The following is a 24,081-nucleotide window of genomic DNA, read 5'->3' on the forward strand; positions in this document are numbered from 1 at the left end:
TACTTTTATTTCTTTAGGTTCGATTCAATTCCTTCCAAAGCGCTTTCGGTCAATACTAAACTATTAGCGTTAACTATTTTGTAAGTATTTAATTCTGAGCCAGTTACAACTTCGGAGCGTTCCAAATTACGCGACGACAAATATACGTTATTATTTGTATCGCCCAACACTATAAGGGACTTTTTATTTTCCAGACCCAAAGAGGTTAGGAAAGCCACAAAATCCTTGGTCTTTGGAGTTTCAAAATTGAAATCTTCCACAACCACTACGGATTTCTCCTTGGTTTTAAGGCTCAAGGCCGACCTACGGGCCAATCGCTTTACGTTTTTGTTCAATTTTTGGGTATAGTCCTTTGGTCTTGGACCGAAGATTCTACCTCCACCTCTAAAAACAGGGGATTTAATACTACCGGCCCTTGCGGTACCAGTTCCCTTTTGCTTTTTGATCTTACGGGTACTCCCGGCAATCTCAGCTCTCTCTTTAGCTTTGTGGGTCCCTTGTCTTTGATGCGCCAAATACTGCTTTACATCCAAATAGATGGCATGCTCATTGGGCTCTATGGCGAAAACATCGTCAGAAAGGTCTACCTTTCTTCCGGTCTCTTTTCCTTTGATATCTAAAACTGCAACCTTCATTACTTCTCAATTGTTACGTAAGCATTCTTGTGTCCTGGAACACATCCTTTCACTACGATAAGGTTTTTCTCAGGAACCACTTTCAATACTCTCAAGTTTTGGACTGTTACTCTCTCGCCACCCATTCTACCGGCCATTTTCATTCCTTTGAAAACTCGGGCAGGATATGATGCAGCACCAATGGAACCAGGAGCTCTCAATCGGTTGTGCTGACCGTGGGTCGCTTGACCAACTCCACCAAAACCATGACGCTTAACAACCCCTTGGAATCCTTTTCCTTTTGATGTACCAATTACATCAACAAATTCACCTTCCACAAATAGGTCCGCACCTACGACGTCCCCTAATTTGTATTCACCTTCAAAATCTTGGAATTCAACGACTTGTTTCTTTGGAGAAGTACCTGCTTTCTTAAAGTGACCTGTTTCGGCCTTGTTAGCACGTTTTTCTGCCTTGTCATCGAAACCAAGTTGAAGGGCACTGTACCCGTCAACCTCTTCGGTTCTGACTTGGGTAACCACGCATGGTCCAGCTTCGATGACGGTACATGGAACGTTCTTTCCATTCTCGTCGAAGATGCTGGTCATACCGATTTTTCTTCCTATTAACCCAGACATATTTAACTAATTATTAATTGTTTACTTTTCTTTATTTACGCCAATTTCTTGGCAAAAAAATTGGGTCAAGAAAAACATTCTGCTCTGACCCAGATTTTTTTCTTTCACCGTTTTTCCCGAACCATCGTTCGAGACATGTACTTTTTAGTCTTAAGTGCTAAGTTGAAAGTTATAAATGACCTATAACGAAATTCAAAACTTTCAACTCAACACCTATCACTTTTATCAGACCTTGATCTCAACCTCAACACCACTGGGAAGCTCAAGCTTCATAAGGGCATCGATGGTTTTTGAAGAAGAGCTGTAAATGTCCAAAAGTCTCTTGTAAGAGCTCAATTGGAACTGCTCCCTTGATTTTTTGTTCACGTGGGGTGAACGCAAAACCGTGAATATCTTCTTGTGCGTAGGCAATGGAATGGGTCCAGTTACCACAGCACCGGTCGTTTTTACTGTTTTCACGATCTTCTCAGCAGATTTGTCCACCAAATTGTGATCGTAAGATTTCAATTTTATTCTAATTTTTTGACTCATCTTGCTGAAATTAAGCGGTTACTCCTTTAGCTGCTTTAATCACCTCTTCCGCAATATTGGAAGGAGTTTCGGCATAGTGTGAAAATTCCATGGTGGAAGTAGCCCTACCTGAAGACAATGTCCTCAAGGAAGTTACATACCCGAACATTTCCGATAGTGGAACCTCTGCTTTTACCACTTTGGCACCAGCCCTATCATCCATGTTGTTCACCTGACCTCTTCTTCGGTTCAAATCACCTACAATATCACCCATGTTCTCTTCTGGTGTAAGCACCTCCAATTTCATGATGGGCTCCATTAGAACGGCACGGGCTTTCTTGGCAGCTACTTTGTAACCAAGCTTCGCAGCCAACTCAAAGGACAAGGAATCAGAATCCACAGGGTGGAAAGATCCATCCTTAAGGGTAATTTTCATACTATCCATTTCAAAACCAGCCAATGGCCCGTTTTTCATAGCTTCCTTGAAACCTTTTTCTACAGATGGGATATATTCCTTTGGAATGTTACCACCTTTAATTTCGTTGACAAATTCCAATCCGGCCTTGGTCTCGTCACTTGCAGGTTGCATCGTAAATACGATATCCGCAAATTTACCACGACCACCGGTTTGTTTCTTATATGTTTCTCTGTGATCCGCTGTAGCAGTAAGGGCTTCCTTGTACTCAACCTGTGGCTGACCTTGGTTTACCTCTACCTTAAACTCACGCCTTAAACGGTCCACGATGATATCCAAGTGAAGCTCACCCATACCAGAAATAATGGTCTGTCCTGAAGCTTCGTCTGTTTTTACCTGGAACGTTGGATCCTCTTCGGCCAATTTGGCCAAAGCCATACCCAATTTATCCACATCCGCCTTGGTTTTTGGCTCAACCGCGATACCAATAACGGGGTCGGGGAAGTTCATACTTTCCAATACGATAGGCGCATTTTCAGCAGACATGGTATCACCAGTCTTGATATCTTTAAATCCTACAGCTGCACCAATATCACCAGCCTCAATATAATCGATGGCGTTTTGTTTATTGGAGTGCATCTGATAGATTCGGGAGATACGCTCTTTTTTACCTGAACGGTTGTTCAAGATGTAAGAACCTGCATCCAAACGACCAGAGTACGCTCTAAAGAAAGCCAAACGACCTACGAAAGGATCGGTAGCAATTTTAAAGGCAAGTGCCGCAAAGGGCTCTTTGGGGTCTGGCTTTCTGGTAACTTCTTCACCAGTATCAGGATTGGTTCCTACAATATCATCTTTATCCAAAGGAGAAGGCAAGTAGCGACAAACGGCATCCAAAAGGAACTGAACCCCTTTGTTCTTAAAGGAAGAACCACAAACCATAGGAATGATGGCCCTATCCATTACCGCAGCACGCAATGCAGCATGCACTTCTTCTTCTGTGATGGAATCTTCATCCTCGAAGAATTTCTCCATCAAATTTTCATCATATTCCGCAACAGCTTCGATCAAGGCAGCTCTGTACTCCTTCACCTCATCCAACATATCAGCAGGAATATCCACAACATCAAATGTAGACCCGAAGTTATCATCGTGCCATACGATTGCCCTGTTCTTGGCCAAATCAACAATCCCTTTAAAGTCTGCCTCTTCACCTATTGGCAATACAATTGGCACCGCATTGGAGCCCAACATCTCACGAACTTGCTTACACACGTTCAAGAAGTTGGAACCTTGACGGTCCATTTTGTTCACGAATCCAATTCTAGGCACTTTATAGTTATCGGCCAATCTCCAGTTGGTTTCGGATTGTGGCTCAACACCATCCACCGCACTGAACAAGAACACCAAACCATCCAAAACACGCAACGAACGGTTTACCTCAACGGTAAAATCCACGTGTCCGGGAGTGTCAATAATATTGAAGTGGTAATCTTTGGTATCAGGCAATGGCTGCGCATTCTCCATAGGGAACTTCCATGTACAAGTGGTAGCAGCGGAAGTAATGGTAATACCACGCTCCTGCTCCTGCTCCATCCAGTCCATGGTAGCTGCACCGTCATGCACCTCACCAATCTTGTGACTCACACCTGTATAAAAAAGAATACGCTCTGTAGTAGTTGTTTTACCAGCATCAATGTGAGCTGCAATACCTATATTCCTTGTATATTTTAAATCTCTTCCCATTGTAATGATTAGAATCTAAAGTGTGAGAATGCTTTATTGGCCTCGGCCATTTTGTGTGTATCTACTCTTTTCTTCACTGCCGCACCTTCTTCCTTGGCAGCTGCCAAAATCTCAGAGGCCAGTTTTTGCGCCATGGATTTCTCGTTACGCTTTCTTGCGTAAAGAATCAACCACTTCATGGCAGTGGATATCTTTCTATCTGGACGAATCTGCATTGGAATCTGAAATGTTGCACCACCCACTCTTCTACTTCTTACTTCAACGTGTGGCATAACATTGGAAAGCGCGTCTTTCCATAGCTCCAAAGCGGTTTTTTCCTCGTCCGTGTTCTTTTCATCAACGATATCAATTGCATCGTAGAAAATCTTGAATGCAATTGACTTTTTACCATCCCACATCATCATGTTCACGAAACGCGTAACAAGCTGATCGTTAAATCTTGGGTCTGGTAAAAGTGGTCTTTTCTTTGCCTGCTTTTTTCTCATTGCTTCTTCTTAAAGTTGATTACTTTTTGGGACGCTTAGCACCATACTTTGATCTTCGCTGCGTTCTTCCCGCCACACCGGCAGTATCCAACGCCCCGCGAACGATGTGGTATCGCACACCAGGCAAATCCTTTACTCTTCCGCCTCTAACCAATACTATCGAGTGCTCTTGGAGGTTGTGACCTTCTCCAGGGATGTATGCGTTCACCTCTTTACCGTTGGTCAACCTTACCCTTGCAACTTTACGCATTGCAGAGTTTGGTTTCTTTGGCGTAGTGGTGTAAACCCGCGTACAAACCCCTCTTCTTTGAGGACACGAATCCAAAGCAGCCGATTTACTCTTCTTGGTAATTGTGGCCCTTCCTTTTCGTACTAATTGTGAAATTGTTGGCATTAAAATTCCTATTAAAAACTAAATAACCCCCATTTTGAGGGCTGCAAATGTAGTGATATTTCATTAGTAATCAAATCCCTTATAGATTAATTTCAAATATTTTTTATTGTTCATTGGATTTTACACCATTTAAAACATTTACCGATGCTCAAAAAATGGCGTAAGCAGACATTTTAGGCATAAAAAAAGCACCCTTTAAGGTGCTTTTCCCAATAACTTAATCCTTTTAATTACTGGCCACAGCAACAAGACTTCCCATCAAGTCCGCTTTTCTAAAAACAGAAACTAAGTCTCCCCCACTTTTAAAGTCTATGCCTTTTTTCTTGATATACCTGGCCAACTCCTTTTTAGAAGGGTCATTAAAAAAATCCAATACTTTTTTCTTGTTTAGCTTAACAAACATGGGCGTATCATTGGAAACTGCAACATAGTACTCCGTCTTGTCCGAAAAGCGTGGCGGAAAATCAGTCCCGTGGGATGTCTTTGCATATTTCCCATCGCGATAGGTTTTGCGCAATCTCTCATAGACGGTATATGTATTTCCGGTATAGATAGAGACCACATAACCCCTCCTTATATTGTTTTTATCGTCCTTAAAGGAGATATATTTATATTCCCGTCCATCCACCACACAAGAGACATCCTCATCCCGAATAAGTGATTCCGTAGTAATACTGTACTTGTTGCGCTTTACCTCCAAGTCATCATTAAAAGCATCATATCGCACATAAAATTCTGCCACTTCCTCCCCATTGTCATAAATGGCGGCCTTTTTAAACTCCTTTACATAATATGCACTTCCCTGCACCTTGGCATAACCATCCGCCTTAGTAAAACTAACATCACCAAACTTGTTCTTCAAGTCAGAGAAGAAGTTCATCACCGTAGGGTTGTTTCCCATTGAGGCCTGGGATGTACAACAGAGACCCAGTCCGGCCCTGCCTGCCTTATCGCCTCCTGGAGCAAAGGCAGGGTTCATCAATTGGTATTGACCAAAAACCGACATCCCAAACATGAAAAGAACACAAGAAATCAGTTGCTTTTTCATTCTTCTTTATTTTATGTTCACTAAAAAAATCCACGTTTCAATTTCCATGAAACGTTCGCATCCGGCCATTGCCAAATATCACAATTCTTATTCCCTTCCAATTTACATAAAATTTCAATATAACATACTGATTTATATGTAAATACAATCCCCATTGTAATAGATTCCCATTTGCGGAATAGATCAAGCAACCTGTCATGGGGGCCCTACACTCATAAACTTTTCATTGATACATCTTTAACCGTACTTCAGTGTGGTTCGGGGAATATGGAAATGACCACGGATTTTTTGGTCTTCAAGAAAAAAGGGGAGGATTCGGTTTTACGTAATATTCAGCTTTGTCCAAAACCGATGGACACCGATCTTGAATGATGTTTATTGATTTTCCACTATAAGGTATTGGCATACGTGAACAGATTCTGCAGATCAGCACTATCGTTCACATTGGGACGCTTTTCTTTCATATAGCCCTTGATAGCCTTTTGATCCCCTTCTGAGAATATGGAAAGTACATCGGATTTTTTGGTCTTCATAAAAACTGGCACCTCACCTGTACGGGAAACATAGTACTCCGTCCGGTCCAAAAATCGATGTGGAAATGATTTCTCCAAGGAGTTTCTGGCCTCCTTACCTTCTTTGAACACTTTTTTATGCTTCACAAAAAGATTGTACCCCTCTCCGGTCACCACGGGCGTCAGATATCCTTTTTGGGAGTTCCCATCCTCATCAGTGTATATGGTATAATAATAGTCATTGCCATTCATGGAACAGGAATATACCGGATGCTTTAACATGGACCTAACCACATCAGCACCCAAGCTTTCCTTCAACTCCACTTCATCATTGTAGGCATCATAGCGCATGTAGAGTTTTTTGAAGGCCACACCTTCATCATAAAGCGTACCCAAGGTGAAGTTTTCATTGAGATAGATGGTCCCATCGATATCCTCAAGAGTAAGGTTGACCTCTTCCCCCATTCTCCCAAATTTAACCCGCATATCATTGTACAGGTTTTCCATGGAAGGATTGTTCCCGAACGACTGTTCCTTATTCCAGGTAACTCCGGATATGACACTATAGGACTGGACCTTGACCTGACCCACAGCAGCCATTGCTACAAACAAAATACATCCTGCAGTGACAAATATCTTTCCCATAATCGCTTCTTTAGTTGTTTAGAGCGTATTCGCGTAAGCAAACAAGTTCATAAGACCCATGTTATCCCCCAAATTGATATGCCTATCCTTTATGAACTGTTTGACCTTTTTTTGATCCTCGTCGGAAAACACTTCAAGCACTTCAGACTTTTTGGCCCTCATGTATACTGGCACACCTCCGTTTACAGATACATAGTACTCCACTTTATCCAAGAACCTATGGGGAAATCCTTTATCCAAGGAGGTTTTCGCTGGCTTACCTTCCTTGAAGACTTTTATACGTTTCTCATAGAGCACATACTCCCCACCTCCTTTTACCAAGGGAGAAAGATACCCCTTGGCAGTAGCGCCTTTATCATCCGTATATTGCATATATAAAAATTCATCCCCATTGATGGAACAGGAATATTCCTCGTTCTTGACCATGGACCTGGTGACCTCGGAATCAGGACTTTCCCTTAATTCCACCTCATCATTATACGCATCAAAACGCATATACATTCTCTTAAAGGCAACCCCATTTTGATAAAGCCCTCCAAGCTGAAAGGATTCATCAAGATATATGGTTCCGTCTATATCTTCCAAGGTAAGGTTGACATCCTCTCCCAAACGGCCCATTTTGGTCCGCATATCATTATAGAGGTCCATCATCCAAGGATTGTTGCCAATATCCGCTTCTTCGGCATAAGTTTTCATCAAGGCCAACCTATTTTGGGTAAATACACCACCCTCACCAGGAGCATGGATGTTTCCTTGGGCACTTGCAAATGAAGCCATCAATGCAAATAGCGCAAAGAAAAAGGTGCGGACTTTCTTGGCATAACAAGTTTTCATCTTACTTCTATGGTTTTTGATTCAAGTTAAATATATAAAAATTAAGGAGTTAAACATAGGAATCCTTAGATCTATTTAAAAGGCAACCCCAAACCCAATCTATTTACGTACCAAAAAACCAAAAGCCATCATCCTTCCCTAACGCCATTTTAAGCCAAACCTTGGATTAGCTCAGCCCGTTCCAAAGAAACTATTGGCAGTACATATATATTAAGGTATACTAATAAAATGTTAAACTCCATTTTCAGGAACAGAATTAAGGATGTTGTTGCAAAACACCCTATTCAATACACTAAATGGATGTTTTTTTAACAACATCTAATTTTTATAGGTTAAAATTAACAAGTTTTTTAAATACACACACTCATTTTATTGTTAACGCATTTGCTAACATCATCTTAAAAATTTAATAAAATTAGTTTGGATTATTAACATGAAATTATGATTTTAGCGCCTAGCTAATTCAAATAATTTAAAAATGAGAACAAAACTTAATGGATTGTTAACGCTGTTATTGGCGTTTGTTGTGCATCTATCCTTTGCACAAGACAAGACGATTACAGGTACTGTCACGGATGCCGATGGGCTTCCGCTACCTGGGGTCAACATTGTCGTCGAAGGGACCACCACCGGTACCCAAACGGATTTTGATGGAAACTATTCAATCAGTGCAAGTCAAGGTCAAACACTACTTTTCACTTATATAGGGCAAAGAGCCACAAGTAGGGTTGTTGGTGCAGGAAGCGTGGTCAACGTTCAGATGGAAGAGGACACCCAAGCCCTTGAAGAGGTAATTGTTACAGCCCTTGGTATCAAGAGGGAGAAACAAGCCTTGGGATATGCGGTTGCCGAAGTAAGTTCCGAACAACTGGAGGAAAAAGCCGAAGGTGATTTGGGACGTGTACTTATGGGTAAGGCCTCCGGGGTTAACATTACCCAACAGAGTGGTCTTTCCGGATCTGGTACCAACATCATTATACGGGGTTTCAACTCCTTTAGCCAAAGTAACCAACCCTTGTTCATTGTGGATGGTGTGCCGTTCAACGGTGACACCAACCCATCTGGTAGACAAGGTAGCCGTAACGATTTCATCAACGGTAACAACGGTTCCAGTAGGTTCTTGGATTTGGATCCAAACAGTATTGAAAGCGTGAACGTATTGAAAGGTCTTGCTGCCTCCACCCTATACGGGTCCCTAGGTAGAAACGGTGTGATCTTGATCACCACCAAAGCTGGATCTGGAGGGGAAGGAGCCAAAAAGACCGAGATTACGGTCACATCCTCCATGTTCTTCAATGAAATAGCCTCTACACCAAAATACCAAAACGAATACGGTAACGGTTTTGACCAAGCCTTTGGTTGGTTCTTCAGTAACTGGGGGCCAAGCTTTAGAAGGGAAGGTCTTTCTGGCTGGGGTAACAGCTCCGCTTTTGATGCCAACGGAACACTACCTCACCCTTATTCAACTTCCACTGATGCCATTCAGGCAGCCTTTCCGGAGTATCAAGGTGCCAGATATGTGTGGAGACCATATAAAAGTTTTGAAAACTTCTTTAAGACCGGTACGGTTACCAATACTTCCATCAATGTTGCGGGAGCCTCTTCAGATGGAAAGATTTCCTATAATGTTAACTACGGTTATTTGAAAGACCAAGGGTTCACCCCCGGGAACAGCCTTAACAGGAACAACTTTGGTGTAGGTGGTAGAGCCGTATTGAGCAACAAGTTCACGGTTTCAGGTACTTTAAACTACGCAAGGACCAAGTTTATCTCCCCACCAGTTGCCTTGAGTTTGGGTAACGGTGCCACGGGTAGCGGTTCCTCAGTATTTGGAGACCTTTACTTTACACCTCGTTCGGTTGACGTTCTTGGATTACCTTACCAAGACCCCATTACCGGAGGAAGTGTTTACTATCGTCAAAACAACTCCATCCAGCACCCATTGTGGACCGTAAACAACTCTGGTACACAACAACAGACCAACAGGGTGTTCGGTAATATGGCCATACAATATGACCTAAGTGAGAACCTAAACCTTTCTTACCGTGTTGGTATTGACAACTATAGCGAGAACAACGTTAACTACCAGAACAAAGGTGGTGTAAACAGTAACAGTAATGACATTAGACTTCAGAGCGGTGTCTACGAAACTTGGAACAACACCAATACCATTTGGGACCACAACTTGGCGTTCAACGGTGATTTTGATTTGACCGAAACCGTTGGAAGTACTTTCAACCTAGGTTTCAATGGTAGAAGGGAAGTATTTAACCAAACCGGTGTTTCCAGTGATGGTCAGCAAGTGTTTGGTGTACTTCGCCACTTCAACTTCTTGAACAATAATGAAATCCAACAAACCTCAGAACGTAATGTAATCGGTCTGTATGGACAGGTGGAATTTGATTATGATAATTTCGTCTTCGTCACTTTGGCAGGAAGAAACGACTGGGTATCCAACTTGGATAAAGCCAACCGCTCTTTGTTCTATCCCAGTGCGAGTTTGTCATTCGTTCCAACAACCGCTTTTGACGGATTGAAAGGCGATGTGTTGAACTATTTGAAAATTAGAGCTGGTTACGGAACCTCCGCCGGTTTCCCTGATCAAAACTCTGATTCTTACCCTGTAGCCAGTAGATTGGTTTTGGATACACAGGATTTCCAAGATAATACCGGAAGAAACATCGTGACCAATACAACCCCTCTAAACTTGGGTAACCCTGAACTTAAACCTGAGCAGGTTTCAGAAATTGAACTAGGGGTCGAATCCAGATGGTGGGACGGAAGAGTTACTTTGGATGCTTCCATCTATCAAAGGACCACTACAGACCTTATTGTAACACAACCATTGGATCCATCATCCGGATATTATAGAACCACCACCAACGTGGGTGAAATTAAAGGTGAAGGAGTAGAGGTTGACTTGGGTCTGAATCTAATACGTAGCGATAGCGATGGGTTTAACTGGAACTCCAACATAAACTTCAGTGCCACCGAAACTACAGTTGAAGATTTAGGTGCCGATACCGATTTGATCGTATACTCCGGTTATTCAAACTTGGGTAACGCAGCTATCGAAGGTGAGCCTCTTGGGGTAATCTACAGTAGCCGGGTATTAAGGGATGACGCAGGAAACCTTGTGGTTAACTCTGCTGGTGACTACGTGTTCGATTCCCAAGATGGTATCATTGGTGATCCCAACCCGGATTTCGTGATGAACTTTAACAACCAGTTCTCATACAAGAATTTCAACTTTGGGTTCCAGTTCAACTGGACGCAAGGTGGTGACATCTACTCCGGTACAATCGCAACTTTGTTGGGTAGAGGTTTGATCGAAGAAACTGTTGATAGGGAAAATACATTCATTCTTCCTGGTGTTCAACAGAGCGATGGACGGGTGAACGATGTGCAGATAAACAACTCTGACTACTACTTCACAAACGTTCTTTTCGGTCCTAGTGAACTGCAAGTTTACGATGCAACCTTGCTAAGACTTCAGGAAGTTTCCTTGGGTTACTCAGTACCTAAGAAGTTCTTGGACAAAACTCCATTTGGAAGTCTTTCTTTCACAGTTTCTGGATTCAACCTATGGTATGATGCCATAAACACTCCAGACGGTGCCAACTTTGATCCTAACACATCTGGTACTGGTGTTGGTAACGGATTCGGATTTGATTTCTTGAACGGACCTAGCTCCAGGAGATATGGATTTAGTGTTAAAGCAACATTCTAAGATGAAAAAAATAGTTATAAAAATGAAAAACATAAGCACATATATAGCATCGGTCTTGTTTGTTGGGTCATTGATGGTATCCTGTGAATCCACCGAGCTGGATCTTACTCAGGACCCTAACTTTCTGACTCCTGAACAGGCAAGCCCCGATTTCTTTCTGAATTCCATTCAGGAGGATTTCGCAAGACAGATTGATGGGGAGGCCACTGGTGATCCCAACGACAACTTTACCACAGGTGGTAACGTAACCGGTGATGGATTCTCCATCTTGGGAAGCGAATTGACCCGTTTGATGCCTTTCGGTTCACGGGATTATAGAGGTGGTTATCAAGATATTGATACAGACGATGAGTGGGACAATGCCTATCGAGGAATATTGTTCGACATTCGCTCCATGACCCCCCTTGCCGAAGAAGCTGGTTTATCCAGACATTTGGGAATGGCCCAATTCTTTGAAGCTTATACTTTGGTAACCTTGGTGGATTTCTTCGGGGATGTACCTTACTCCGAGGCTTTGCAAGCTCCAGAAATCGTGAATCCTAATTTGGATAGCGGTGAATCTGTTTACGCAGCGGCATTGTCCCTATTAGATCAAGCCATTGTAAATTTCACCAATGAAACGGCTTCTCCCCCAACAACCGATTACTTTTATGGAGGTGACTTCGAAATGTGGGTAAAGGCAGCCAATACTTTGAAATTGAAGATTTATGTTCAGACCCGTTTAGTGGATGCTTCTGCAGCAGCTAGCTTCAATGCTATCATTGCTTCAGGAAACTACATTACGGACACTTCTGAGGATTTCGATTGGAATTGGCCTGGAACTAGTGCTTCCCAACCAGACACAAGACACCCTAACTATGGTATCAACTACGCTTCGGCCGGTGCCGCGCATTACATATCCAACTGGTTGGCCAATATAATGGACACCTCAGATGATCCAAGGTTACGGTACTACTTCTATCGTCAGACCATCAATGTACCAGGACAGTCAGGGTTCCCTGCAAACGAGGAACTTTTGACCTGTTCATTGCAAACCGCACCAGCACACTATGTTACAGGAGGATTTACTTTCTGCGCCTTGCCTAACGGATACTGGGGTAGAGACCATGGTGATGACGAAGGTGGCCCACCAGACGGTTTGTTGAAAACCACTTTTGGTGTATATCCTGCCGGTGGACGTTTCGATGATGATAGCTTCCAAGCCATTGCACAAGCAATCAATCCTGCTTCATTTGGAGCTGGAGGAAAAGGAATCACTCCTATTTTGGATGCCTACATGGTTGATTTCTGGAGAGCCGAAATGGCTTTGGCAGCCAATAACCCAGGAGTAGCGGCCACTCATTTTGAGAATGCCCTTGTAAAGCAAATCGCCAAGGTTCAATCCTATGTGGCCAACGATGGAAATGCAGACCTATCTTTTGAACCAACAACAGGACAGATCAATGATTTCGTTCTTGCTACCATTACCGCATTCAACGATGCAACCGGAAGTGAGAAATGGGATGTATTTGGAGAACAGTATATGGTGAGCCACTATGGCAATGGTATTGAGACATACAATTTCTATAGAAGAACAGGGTATCCAAGTACCATGCAGCCTAATAGGGAACCAGAACCCGGAGCATACATCCGTTCCATGTACTACCCTAACCAAGCTGTTACCAGTAATCCGAACATTACACAGAAGTCCGATCAGACAGTACCTGTGTTCTGGGATACCAATCCAGCAAGTGGATTCCCTTTCTCTAACTAATAGGCACAGAACGTAAAAAAATTAAATCATGAAAAAATTAAAAAAACATATCACATTGCTTTTTTTCGTTTGCATTGCCTTTTCGTGTAGCGAAGAAAAACTTATAGACAAGATCTACAACGATACCACATCTGGTATTGTGGTCAGAACGTTGACCGATCCAGATACCATTTCATTTGACATTTTTGATACTTCACCCACTTGGGACATGGAAGTTGAAATACAGGATAAGGAAAATGGATCCACACTATCTGAAGTTAGATTGTATTTTACCTTCATTGACAACAATGATGAACCTTCTGATGATACTTCAACAGAGGCTTTGGTGGCAACCTACCCTGCTTCACACTTTTCAACACCAGGTGAGTTTGGATTGCCAACCGGAGTACTTTCCTTGTCGTATGCAGAGGCATTGTCCACTGCAGGGATCACTGTTGCCGATGTGCTACCCGGGGATACCTTCTTTTACAGAGTGGAAGCTGAATTGACCGACGGTAGAGTATTCACCAACGATGCCAATGGTACCGTATCCGGTGGTTCATTCTTTACTTCGCCGTTCCAGTATTCAGAGTCTTTGGATGACGGTATTGAATTTGAAGTAGCCGACGAAAACAGAAACATAGTTGATGTTACCGAAGGCGCCACTAACGATGACTTCTTGTTCACTATTAGTATAGATATGAGCGACCCAGCCTTTGCTGAAGCTGATTATCTAGAGTCTGTTACCGTATATCGTTCATTTTCGGACAGAAACATTTTGGAAGGTGAAGAAGATATGTCAGAAGAAGAAACTGTTTTTGATGAATTTGTTTTAACCGATTTCACCGATACAGAAGGTGTTTTGACCATGGAGTATGGTTTTACACAATCTGAACTGTATGGTCCAGATCTTGCATTCGAAGATTTGTTGCCCAATGACCAGTTCCGTCTGCGTTATGAAATCATGACCACGGATGGACGTATCATTACAACTACAGAAGCAGATACTGAATACTATTTCACTTACGATGTATTTGAATGTATCCAATTGAATGCCGATGAGCCTTATCCAGGCGAGTACACCATTGCCTTTATCGATGATTGGGGAGATGGATGGAATGGAGCGTCAATTGAAGTGATCATTGATGGTGGTGAGCCTCAAAACTACACCCTTGAAAATGGTGAAGAAGGACTAGCCAATTTCACTGTTCCTGAAGGAACTACTACTTTGGAACTATTCTTTAGAGGTGGTGATTATGACATAGAATGTGGTTTCACTATCTATGATCCAAATGATAAACCAGCTGCTAGTGTCGCTGTTGAAAGTGCAGTGGCAGACACACCAATTGAACTATTGGTTTGTGAATAATTTATAGCACATTCATTATCATATGTAAAAGGGCATCTAACGATGCCCTTTTTTATTTTAATTGAGATACTACTCTGTTATACCACAATGGTTCTTCGTAGCTGTTATTCTATTCCACTTGGCAGATTACCCATTTTTAAAAGCGTAAAATGATAGTTGTTCTTTTAGGAGGTACAAAAACAACTTCCATAATTTTCACTCATATCATATTAGTGAGCAATCCAAAGGAACAACATTGGCTTTTAAGAGAATTTTATGATATATTACCTTAAAATTTTCTTAAAATGAATAGAGCCTTAATACCTGCCCTTCTGAGTATTCTAATGATTGCTTGCAACAATCAAAAAAAAGATGATTCCACATCATCGACCAAGGATACCTCAGAAGAAAGTATTGCCATATTTCAAAAAGTCGACCCCAATACCAGTCACATTTCATTTGCCAACAACATTACCCATGATGTGGGCAGTCTAAGCAATCTTTTTGACTACGATTACTTCTACAATGGTGCCGGTGTTGGTGTGGAAGATTTAAATAATGATGGTCTTCTGGACATATTCTTTTCCGGAAACCAAGTCAACAATACGCTGTACCTAAATCAAGGCGACCTAACGTTCAAAGATGTCTCGGAACCCGCAAACATCAATGCAGGGAAAGTATGGTCAAACGGAGTAACCTTCGTTGATATAAATACTGATGGATGGATGGATATTTATGTGTCCCAAGGTGGACCAAACACAAGGGACAAACGCAAAAATCTGCTGTTCATCAACCAACAAAACGGGACCTTCCAAGAAAAAGCGGAAGAATATGGCCTCGCAGATATGGGTATCAGTACCCAATCTGTTTTTTTTGACCTGGATAAAGATGGTGACCTTGATTGCCTTGTCATGAACGAGAACGAGCTTTATGGCATGGACCCCATTTCTTTTAACCAATATGTCAATTCAAATGAGGAGACCGCCTATTTTAACTCCTCACACCTGTATAGAAACGATGACGGAATTTTTTCCGACATCACCAAAGCCGCAGGACTGGACAAACCCATCTTTGGATTGGGCCTTGCCGTTACCGATATCAATGAAGATGGGTGGATGGACATCTATATGGCAAGCGACTATTATTTACCTGACGCACTATACATTAACAATCATGACGGCACCTTTTCCGATCAAATAAAGGAAGCAACCGACCAGATTTCCTTTTACGGTATGGGAATAGATATTGCCGACCTGGACAATGACGACCTGCAAGACATTTTTGTGTTGGATATGGCCGCCAACGACCATGTCCGTTCCAAAACATTGATGGCATCCATGAACACCAAACGGTTTGATTATTTGGTCAACAAGGCGGGGTACCACTATCAATACATGTACAACTCTTTACAAAAGAACATGGGCCAAAACAAGTTCAGCAATATTTCGCAACTATCCGGAGTGGCCAACACGGATTGGAGCTGGTCCGTGCTCATGAACGATTTTGACCTTGACGGAAACAAGGAAATCCACGTTACCAATGGCTATCGGCGTTATGCATTGGACAATGACCTACAAATGAAAGTCTTTGAAGCTCGACAAAAATACGGGCAAAATGTGCCCTTGGAAGTCAAACAGCAACTCTATGAGTCCATGCCTTCCGAAAAACTGCCCAATATCATGTACAAAAAAACCTCGGAACTCATTTATGACGATGTGGCCAAAGATTGGGGCTTGGCCGATTTCTCTTTCAGTAACGGGGCAGCCTCCGGAGACTTGGACAATGATGGTGACCTGGATATCATCATCAACAATATGGATCAAGAAGCCTTTGTATATCAAAATCTCTCCGTGGAAAAAGAATTGGGCAATTTTTTAAAGGTAATCACCAAAGGGGATACTTCCGAGGAATTTGCCAAGGTAAAAATCAACGTGGGCAACCAGTCCCAAATAATAGAAATAAAGAGGGTGCGTGGGTACCGTTCGGCCCAAGAGAACAGTGCACTCTTTGGTCTGGGCCAGAATCAAACGGTGGACACCGTTACCATATACTGGAAATCGGGCATGATGGAACAAAAACTCAATGTCCCGGCCAATACCACACTAACCTTCACCAAAGCAGATGCCACGCAACGCATCCAACCGGCGAAAGGAAAAATAAAATATTTTGCCCCAAGTCAAATCAGGGGACTGGATTTCGTGCACCAAGAAAATGTTTACGACGATTTTGAGGAAGAAATCCTATTGCCTTACAAACAATCCAATATGGGCCCCTTTATCGCAAAAGGTGATATCAATGGTGATGGACTGATGGATATCCACATAGGGGGCGCTTCTGGGCAATCTGGGCAGTTGTATGTGCAATCCAACGGTGGATTTTCCAAAATCAGCTCCCCTGCCCTCGCCAACGATGCCCAATTTGAGGATATGGAGTCCGTTTTCTTTGATTTTGATGGCGATGGGGACTTGGACCTTTATGTGGTGAGCGGAGGCAACGAATTTGCTGAAAACTCTTCGTACCATACAGACCGTATCTACCTTAACAATGGTCAGGGTCAATTTTCCCGGTCGCAAAGCGATGTACTGTCCAAGCTTCCCAAAAATGGCAAATCGGTTGCCATCATAGATTTTGACAAGGATGGGGACAATGATATTTTGGTAGGGAACCGTGTGGTTCCCAAACAATACCCCAAACCCCAAACCTCTGTACTTTATGAAAATATAGGTGGTGAACTTGTTGACGTTACCGAAAAAGTGGCTCCCGAGTTTTTGGATTTTGGCATTGTCAACGATTTACAGACTACGGACATCAACAATGATGGCTGGCCAGATTTCATCGCCGTGGGTGAATGGACTGGAATCGGGGTATTCGTGAATCAAAAAGGAACTTTCAAGAACATTGGAAAAGAAGATGCCATCTTGGGCGAAAAAGGATGGTGGTTCTCAGTGACCGAAACCGATGTAAACCATGATGGACTCAAGGACTATATTTTGGGAAATGTAGGGTTGAACATCAAGTTCAAGGCATCGGAAGAGAAGCCCTTTAAAGTGTATGCCACGGATTTTGATGAGAACGGTACCAACGATATTGTTCTCAGCAAAAAATACCACGGCACATACGTCCCTGTGCGGGGAAGGGAATGTTCTTCGCAGCAAATGCCCTTTATCAAGGAAAAGTTTGAAACCTATTCCGAGTTTGCCAACGCCAGCTTAGTCGACATTTACGGTGATAAGCTAAAAACTTCCTATGAAAACAGCGTCACCGAACTTAGGTCCATGGTGCTGATCAATAAAGGTGACCTCGTATTTGAAAAACATGCCTTACCTGTGGCCTCACAGACCTTTCCCATATTGGATGCCGTGGTGGCCGATGTAAACCATGACGGTTTTGAGGACATCATTGCCGCAGGCAACATTTATGAGACCGAGGTTGAAACCCCTAGACTGGATGCCCTCTCCGGGGTAATCCTCCTTTCAAATGGCAAAGATGGATACATCAGTGTTCCCTATCAAAATTCCGGACTTTTCATGAACGGTAATGTAAAAAGTATTGAATGGATCGGCACAAACCAGGGAACTTTCCTATTGAACACAACAAATAATGGTCCCATGGGCATTCACAAGGTCTCTTCTTGATATATTTGCACTTTGAGACAATAACATGAGTGACCAAATTTACGGCATAAGGGCAGTTCTGGAAGCCATAGGCGCCGAACAGCCCATAAACAAGATATTTCTCCAGAAAGGACTTAAGGGTGAACTTTTCAAGGAATTGGAGACAACCATTCGAAAAAATGGCATCAGCACCTCCTATGTTCCTATTGAGAAACTCAACCGCCTTACCCGGAACAATCACCAGGGAGTGGTCGCCCAGATTTCCCCGGTCAAGTTCCATGTATTTGAAACCTTGGTCGAAAATATCCTTGCCCAAGAAGAAAAACCTTTTTTCCTCCTTTTGGACCAAGTCTCCGATGTGCGAAATTTTGGGGCCATCATCCGGACCGCGGAATGCTGTGGGGTACATGGTATTATTGTACCCAAAAATGGAGCGGCACCCATTACGGACGATACGGTAAAAACTTCGGCCGGAGCTGCTTTTACGGTACCCATTGCCAAAGTGGACCATTTAAAGGATGCTTTGTTCTATCTGCAATCTTCCAACATACAGGTAGTGGCCGCTACAGAGAAGACCGAGGACGAAATCTACGCTGTGGATTTTGACCAACCCACCGCCATCATTATGGGCTCCGAGGACAAGGGTATTTCCTCCTCCATCCTTAGCATGGTGGACCATAAGGCAAAACTGCCTCTTTTGGGGAACATTGGTTCCTTGAATGTTTCCGTGGCCTGCGGGGTGTTTTTGTACGAAGTGGTCAGGCAAAGAAGGTCATAACCTTATGCCTCCCCATCTTTTTTGTAGTGATATTTTATTTTGATGGGCTCATCGGTTTCCTCCTTCTGTTCGATGAAATTCCCGTCTTCATCAAAATGCTGTAGGAACGGGTCGTTCTCTTCACGATAATCTTCCCTTTCCCAATCGTATTTTTTTTCAAGGGGAACCTTTACCCGTATGGTCAATGCCAACAAAAGTCCTGTTAGAAATCCTGCCAAGTGCCCTTCCCAAGAAATGTTGTCCTTGACCGGAAAAATATACCAGATCATACTCCCATAAATAAAAACCACCACCAAGGAAAGTGCCACCAGTCTAAAATGTTTGGCAAAAATCCCCTTGAAGAAGATAAAACTTGCCAAAACATAGATGACCCCACTTGCCCCAATATGGTACGACGGCCTTGCCATGACCCACGTCAGCAATCCTGAGGTAAGGGTTCCCAATACCAGTACCTTCAAAGCGGCCCTATTGTAAAAATAAAAGAGAAATGCCGTTAAGATGGCCAAAGGCAAGGTGTTGTTATAGAGATGTTCCACCGAACCATGGATAAAGGGACTGAACAAAACTCCCCTTAACCCTTCCAGTTTTCTAGGGTATATGCCATAGCCATTAAAATTGACCCCGTATTGGACTTCAACCCAAAAAACGATCCAAATGGAGAGCACTGCCACCAATGGAGCCAACAGGACCCCATCCGAAAACCTGAAATGTTCGCTTGTTTTCATGCAAATGCTAAAATCAAATTTCTGACCATATCATTGAAATTACACAAATTGTCATGTTTCCAAAAAAAGTACTACCTCAAAGAAGCTTCGCTTCCCTCCAAATTTGTTTTATTTTTACCCTTATGAACGAACCCTTGGCAGAACGCATACGTCCAAAAACCCTAGAGGACTATATCAGTCAACAGCATTTGATAGGTCCCCATGGCTCATTGACCAACCAAATCAAGAACGGTGTTATCCCCTCATTGATTTTTTGGGGTCCTCCGGGAACGGGAAAGACCACGCTAGCCAATATCATTGCCCATGAAAGCCAAAGACCTTTTTACACCCTGAGTGCGATAAGCAGTGGTGTCAAGGATGTACGGGAAGTCATTGAAAAAGCCAAACAAAGTGGTGGATTGTTCACTTCCAAAAACCCCATTTTGTTCATTGATGAAATCCATCGCTTTAGCAAATCGCAACAGGATTCCTTGTTGGGTGCCGTTGAAAAGGGTTGGGTCACCCTGATTGGCGCCACAACGGAAAACCCAAGTTTTGAAGTAATCCCCGCCCTTTTGTCCCGGTGTCAGGTCTATGTATTGAACCCTTTTGGCAAAGAAGATTTGGAAGCTCTTTTGGAGCGTGCCATAAAAACCGACACCTCTCTAAAAAACAAAAAAATACAACTGAAAGAGACGGAGGCCCTATTACGGCTTTCAGGAGGTGATGGCAGAAAACTTTTGAACATTTTTGAGCTGATCGTCAATTCGGAAATGGGAAAGGAAGTGACCATTACCAACGAATCTGTATTGAACAAGGTCCAAAAGAACACGGTTCTTTACGATAAAACCGGGGAACAGCATTACGATATCATTTCCGCATTCATCAAGTCTATCCGGGGGAGCGACCCCAATGCTGCAGTTTATTGGTTGGCCCGTATGATCGAGGGGGGCGAGGATGTAAAGTTCATTGCCCGAAGGATGGTCATTTTAGCTTCGGAAGATATCGGAAATGCCAATCCTACCGCCCTTGTTATGGCCAATACCACTTTTCAGGCGGTAAACACCATTGGGCATCCAGAAGCTCGAATCATCTTGAGCCAGTGTGCCACTTATCTGGCCAGTTCCCCAAAGAGCAACTCCAGCTATATGGCCATCAACCTTGCACAACAAAAAGTGCGGGAGACCGGCGACCTGTCTGTTCCCATGGCCATACGGAACGCCCCTACCAAACTGATGAAGGATCTAGGATACGGAAAGGGATACGATTATGCCCACAATCATGAAAACAACTTTGTGGACCATGAGTTTCTACCCGACGAAATCAAGGGAACTCCCTTCTACCAACCCGGCAACAATCCAAGGGAAAATGCCATGAGGGAGTTTTTAAAAAAACGCTGGAAGGACAAATACGGGTTTTAAAACTTGATATTGAGTTCTTTTAGTTTCTTTTCCCCATTTTCCGAGTATTCCAAAAACCATTTTCCGTCCTTTTGAAAGACCACGGCATTCCCGGCATAATCGGTTAAAAAGACATTCTCAATAGATGTTTCTTCAAGTTTTAATACCACTTTTGGGGTGCTGTCCACCAGTTGATACCCATTACCAGTGGGTTGGGCATACAACATCTCAAAGGTGAGTGGTTGCCCCTTTACTTTTTCCTCTGCCTTTACCATACCCGAGGGTTTAGGCTCCAAACTTTTATAGCTCTGGTTGTCTGGCGTGGCTTCTTGCTGAACTACTTTGGATTGAGCGGGTTCATCCAAAGTTTGAACATCGTTCCTATAACTTACCGTAATAGGCTTTTCTTGCACCTGCTCCTTTGGGGCTTCTTTTTTGGGAACATACTTATAGTCCATCCCATCAAATGAAACAAAGGCCTTTTCCAATGCCTCCCTATAAGCTGGCTGGTATTCCTTGATCCTGCTTACGCCTTGCATGGTCCTGTAGACTTCCTTGGACTGGCAATCTATCAAAGCTATACTTACTTTGGTGGAAAACATGGGAGATTCATCCACCAAGCTGGCCGTTAGTCCCAGACATCTATTGTTGGCCAAATCTTCCGGCAGTGCATCATCATATACCGCAGTAAATCCTTTTTTCGTGAAAAGATATTTTACAATGGTACTGGTCTGGTACTGATTCTCGGACTTAAATCCTTCAAATCTCTTTGGAACTATAATGTATTTATAGTCGTTCAATTGTCCGTTCACCAAGTTGCTTGCCCCAAGGACAAACACCAATATGTACAATAGTTTAGATTTCATATAGTGTGTATGCTCAATTATCGTTCCAAGATATGATATTAAATCCGAACTGTAAAGAAGCATAGTGGCTATCGGCAACATTCCTATAGCTCAAGAGATTGTCTCCCAATATATAAAAGTTTACCGGGCCAGCCTGAAGGTTGAGCCCCAACCCTACATTGGTCCATGAATATTTGTCAACGGTATAGGTGGTCTTCAAAGACAAGGTTCTTCCCAATCTTTTTTGATAAAACCCGGTCAAGGCAGGTTGAATACCCCTCGGCCTTTTCATTAAGAACAGCTGCCCTCCTACACTGTTTCTATAGATACCGGACTTTCCTCCTCCCCTTTCCATATTGACCCCGCAACCACAGTTTTCCATGGAACGTCCATTAGCTTCACCAAAGTCATAACGAATGGACCCATAAACCTTTACGGGTCTCAGGGATATATACCCGGAATTGTTTTCTTCATAAGGCAAGGTTTCTTCTATATCGTCCACCAATTCCTGCCAAAGATCATTGTTGACATCATTGATATCCTCGGGCAAGAATACTGTAATTCCTTCTGTGCTGGCGTTTCCGCGAAGCGTATAGTTCTGGATGTCTTTCGAATTGTAGATGAACCCAACATCAAGGATACTCGCAGTAATGGTGGTTTGGGGATTTAGGTTATAGCTGATACCGGCATCGAAGCCTAAACCCAGATTGCCTCCCAATAAAACCCTTTTGGTAAAAAGACTGGTCAAGTCTTTGGTAGTGGTGGACGTATCTTCGTCCAAAATATCATAAAAGCCCTTGACCCCGGCAGTTTGCAATTGCATATCGGCAACAATACTACTCACATAGACATTGTTCTGCCCCGGGCTGGTCCTAAAAGAACCCGAGTTGTGTATGGATTGAAATTGAAAAATACTGGAATACAGTTTGGCCCGTGCCCCTACGGTAAGGTCGTTGCTTAGTTTCCTGTTGACACCGAAATGGAAGACGTTCAACATTTCCCCTCTTAGATTAAGATCACCAAGGTCAAAGCTCCTCCCGATATTGGCGCCTCCGTTCCCTTCAAAAGCAAGTAACGCCAAATCTTTAGGCCAATAGACAATGATGTCCATCTCTCCGTACATTCCAAAGGAATAATAGTCGTCAGGTCTGTTTCTCCCCCTAAATCCAACATAAAATCCTTCTATCTGGTTGGTGGTGCTAAAATCGTCTTTACGTGTCATTGCATCCAATACGCGTTCCCGAACCTTCGTGGTGAAGTCAATTCCGTCATCTGCAAACAAATCGTTCACGGTAACACCGCTTGTACCTGCCTGAAAAGAGAGGCCCGACAATACAGGTATTCCCACATGCCACTTTTCTGAAGTCTTTACCCCTGGGTTTAGCATAAGTGACTGTGGAATCTCATTAAAATCGTACAGCAACTGTTTGTTTTGCGCGTAGAGCGCATGCATTCCAAACCAAATGACAAAAATGAGCTTAATCCCTTTCCTCATTTCAATCGGAATAAAAATTCAGCTCCAGAGCTTAGCTTTATCTTAGGGTCTGATGTTGTAGAAACACTGGTACTGTCGCTTAAATTCCCCACAGCTATCCGAAGACTTGAAGTTGTTGTCAATATATCTATGCTTCTCCCACCTGGCCCATAAAATACATCCCGGGTAAAAACTTCAGGCATATTGGGTTCCACGATAAAGGACTCAACATCCAATACATCTCCATTTTCATCCAAAAACTCAATGGCAATCCCTATTCGTTTAGTGGTGGTATTCTCAAGCTCATACTGGATGGTCCCTTCCAAAAGTCGTTCGGCAACAAACTCTTCATTGAAGGCATCAAAATTTATCGTCTGTACATAAAAAACTCCAACATCACCCGCAGCGTTAATAGTTGCTTCGTCCGATTCCAGATAAAAAATACCCGAAGCCAAGGTAGGAGTTATGGAAAGGTCTTCAAACTGATCAAAATCCTGCTTTTCGGAACATGAATTGAACAGGAACGGGAAAAATATGAGTACCACTAGCAAACGGCAACGTGATCCTTTCATAGATTAAAATTCATTTTCAAGTGAAACAATGGGGCATGCCGTA

At 42.9% G+C, this 24,081-nt stretch carries 19 protein-coding genes; 6 read left to right on the forward strand and 13 right to left on the reverse strand.

Features of this window, described 5'->3' with window-relative positions; genetic code table 11:
* Positions 1-5: 5 nt before the first annotated feature.
* The 9 genes from rplD to ACPD8L_RS08300 form a co-directional block, all read right to left on the reverse strand.
* Positions 6-635: a 50S ribosomal protein L4 gene (rplD, locus tag ACPD8L_RS08260; protein ID WP_116218592.1), complete on the reverse strand. Its 630-nt coding sequence runs from the start codon at positions 633-635 to the stop codon at positions 6-8.
* Positions 635-1,252 (reverse strand): 50S ribosomal protein L3, encoded by a 618-nt coding sequence (rplC, locus tag ACPD8L_RS08265; protein ID WP_116218593.1) that lies wholly within the window; start codon positions 1,250-1,252, stop codon positions 635-637. The genes rplD and rplC overlap by 1 nt, the downstream gene beginning before the upstream one ends.
* A 225-nt stretch (positions 1,253-1,477) precedes the next feature.
* Positions 1,478-1,783, reverse strand: a complete 306-nt coding sequence (rpsJ, locus tag ACPD8L_RS08270) for a 30S ribosomal protein S10 (protein WP_007094989.1) — start codon at positions 1,781-1,783, stop codon at positions 1,478-1,480.
* 10 nt (positions 1,784-1,793) lie between these two features.
* On the reverse strand, positions 1,794-3,923 hold the full coding sequence (fusA, locus tag ACPD8L_RS08275) for an elongation factor G (RefSeq protein ID WP_116218594.1): 2,130 nt from the start codon (positions 3,921-3,923) through the stop codon (positions 1,794-1,796).
* A gap of 8 nt (positions 3,924-3,931) precedes the next feature.
* Positions 3,932-4,408 (reverse strand): 30S ribosomal protein S7, encoded by a 477-nt coding sequence (gene rpsG / locus ACPD8L_RS08280; RefSeq protein WP_116218595.1) that lies wholly within the window; start codon positions 4,406-4,408, stop codon positions 3,932-3,934.
* 19 nt (positions 4,409-4,427) lie between these two features.
* Complete coding sequence (gene rpsL / locus ACPD8L_RS08285) at positions 4,428-4,802, reverse strand: 30S ribosomal protein S12 (RefSeq protein ID WP_013305196.1); 375 nt, start codon at positions 4,800-4,802, stop codon at positions 4,428-4,430.
* 226 nt (positions 4,803-5,028) lie between these two features.
* Positions 5,029-5,850, reverse strand: a complete 822-nt coding sequence (locus ACPD8L_RS08290; RefSeq protein ID WP_423942885.1) for a hypothetical protein — start codon at positions 5,848-5,850, stop codon at positions 5,029-5,031.
* 389 nt (positions 5,851-6,239) lie between these two features.
* Positions 6,240-7,007, reverse strand: coding sequence for a hypothetical protein (locus ACPD8L_RS08295; protein WP_147300866.1), 768 nt, complete (start codon positions 7,005-7,007; stop codon positions 6,240-6,242).
* Between the two features lie 18 nt (positions 7,008-7,025).
* Positions 7,026-7,841, reverse strand: a complete 816-nt coding sequence (locus ACPD8L_RS08300) for a hypothetical protein (protein WP_116218598.1) — start codon at positions 7,839-7,841, stop codon at positions 7,026-7,028.
* Between the two features lie 478 nt (positions 7,842-8,319).
* Between ACPD8L_RS08300 and ACPD8L_RS08305 the strand changes: the two genes are divergently transcribed.
* The 5 genes from ACPD8L_RS08305 to rlmB all read left to right on the forward strand — a co-directional run bounded on the left by ACPD8L_RS08305 (position 8,320) and on the right by rlmB (position 19,043).
* Entirely contained in the window at positions 8,320-11,571 is a 3,252-nt protein-coding gene (locus tag ACPD8L_RS08305) for a SusC/RagA family TonB-linked outer membrane protein (protein WP_116218599.1), read from the forward strand.
* Positions 11,572-11,593: 22 nt separating this feature from the next.
* On the forward strand, positions 11,594-13,324 hold the full coding sequence (locus tag ACPD8L_RS08310) for a SusD/RagB family nutrient-binding outer membrane lipoprotein (protein WP_116218745.1): 1,731 nt from the start codon (positions 11,594-11,596) through the stop codon (positions 13,322-13,324).
* A gap of 28 nt (positions 13,325-13,352) precedes the next feature.
* Positions 13,353-14,672: a hypothetical protein gene (locus ACPD8L_RS08315; RefSeq protein ID WP_116218600.1), complete on the forward strand. Its 1,320-nt coding sequence runs from the start codon at positions 13,353-13,355 to the stop codon at positions 14,670-14,672.
* Between the two features lie 284 nt (positions 14,673-14,956).
* On the forward strand, positions 14,957-18,286 hold the full coding sequence (locus ACPD8L_RS08320; RefSeq protein ID WP_423942887.1) for a VCBS repeat-containing protein: 3,330 nt from the start codon (positions 14,957-14,959) through the stop codon (positions 18,284-18,286).
* 25 nt (positions 18,287-18,311) lie between these two features.
* Entirely contained in the window at positions 18,312-19,043 is a 732-nt protein-coding gene (gene rlmB, locus ACPD8L_RS08325; RefSeq protein ID WP_421810023.1) for a 23S rRNA (guanosine(2251)-2'-O)-methyltransferase RlmB, read from the forward strand.
* A gap of 2 nt (positions 19,044-19,045) precedes the next feature.
* Here the strand turns inward: rlmB and ACPD8L_RS08330 are convergent, their stop codons facing one another.
* Complete coding sequence (locus tag ACPD8L_RS08330; RefSeq protein WP_421810024.1) at positions 19,046-19,768, reverse strand: rhomboid family intramembrane serine protease; 723 nt, start codon at positions 19,766-19,768, stop codon at positions 19,046-19,048.
* A 122-nt stretch (positions 19,769-19,890) separates the two neighbouring features.
* Here ACPD8L_RS08330 and ACPD8L_RS08335 point away from each other — a divergent pair, with 122 nt between their 5' ends.
* Entirely contained in the window at positions 19,891-21,168 is a 1,278-nt protein-coding gene (locus ACPD8L_RS08335; RefSeq protein ID WP_423942889.1) for a replication-associated recombination protein A, read from the forward strand.
* Here ACPD8L_RS08335 and ACPD8L_RS08340 read toward each other — a convergent pair.
* Genes ACPD8L_RS08340 through ACPD8L_RS08350 form a run of 3 tightly spaced genes read right to left on the reverse strand, consistent with a single transcriptional unit; the run spans position 21,165 to position 24,038 of the window.
* The gene (locus tag ACPD8L_RS08340; protein ID WP_423942890.1) at positions 21,165-22,013 is read right to left on the reverse strand and encodes a hypothetical protein; all 849 of its coding nucleotides are present in this window, start codon (positions 22,011-22,013) and stop codon (positions 21,165-21,167) included. The two genes, ACPD8L_RS08335 and ACPD8L_RS08340, sit on opposite strands and share 4 nt — an antisense overlap.
* A 13-nt stretch (positions 22,014-22,026) precedes the next feature.
* Positions 22,027-23,487, reverse strand: a complete 1,461-nt coding sequence (locus ACPD8L_RS08345; RefSeq protein ID WP_423942891.1) for a DUF5723 family protein — start codon at positions 23,485-23,487, stop codon at positions 22,027-22,029.
* Positions 23,484-24,038 (reverse strand): hypothetical protein, encoded by a 555-nt coding sequence (locus ACPD8L_RS08350; protein WP_116218607.1) that lies wholly within the window; start codon positions 24,036-24,038, stop codon positions 23,484-23,486. Before ACPD8L_RS08350 ends, ACPD8L_RS08345 begins: the two co-directional genes overlap by 4 nt.
* Positions 24,039-24,081 lie beyond the last annotated feature (43 nt).

It is taken from the genome of Flagellimonas algicida (genome assembly GCF_049629585.1).
In the GTDB taxonomy this organism is placed as follows: domain Bacteria; phylum Bacteroidota; class Bacteroidia; order Flavobacteriales; family Flavobacteriaceae; genus Flagellimonas.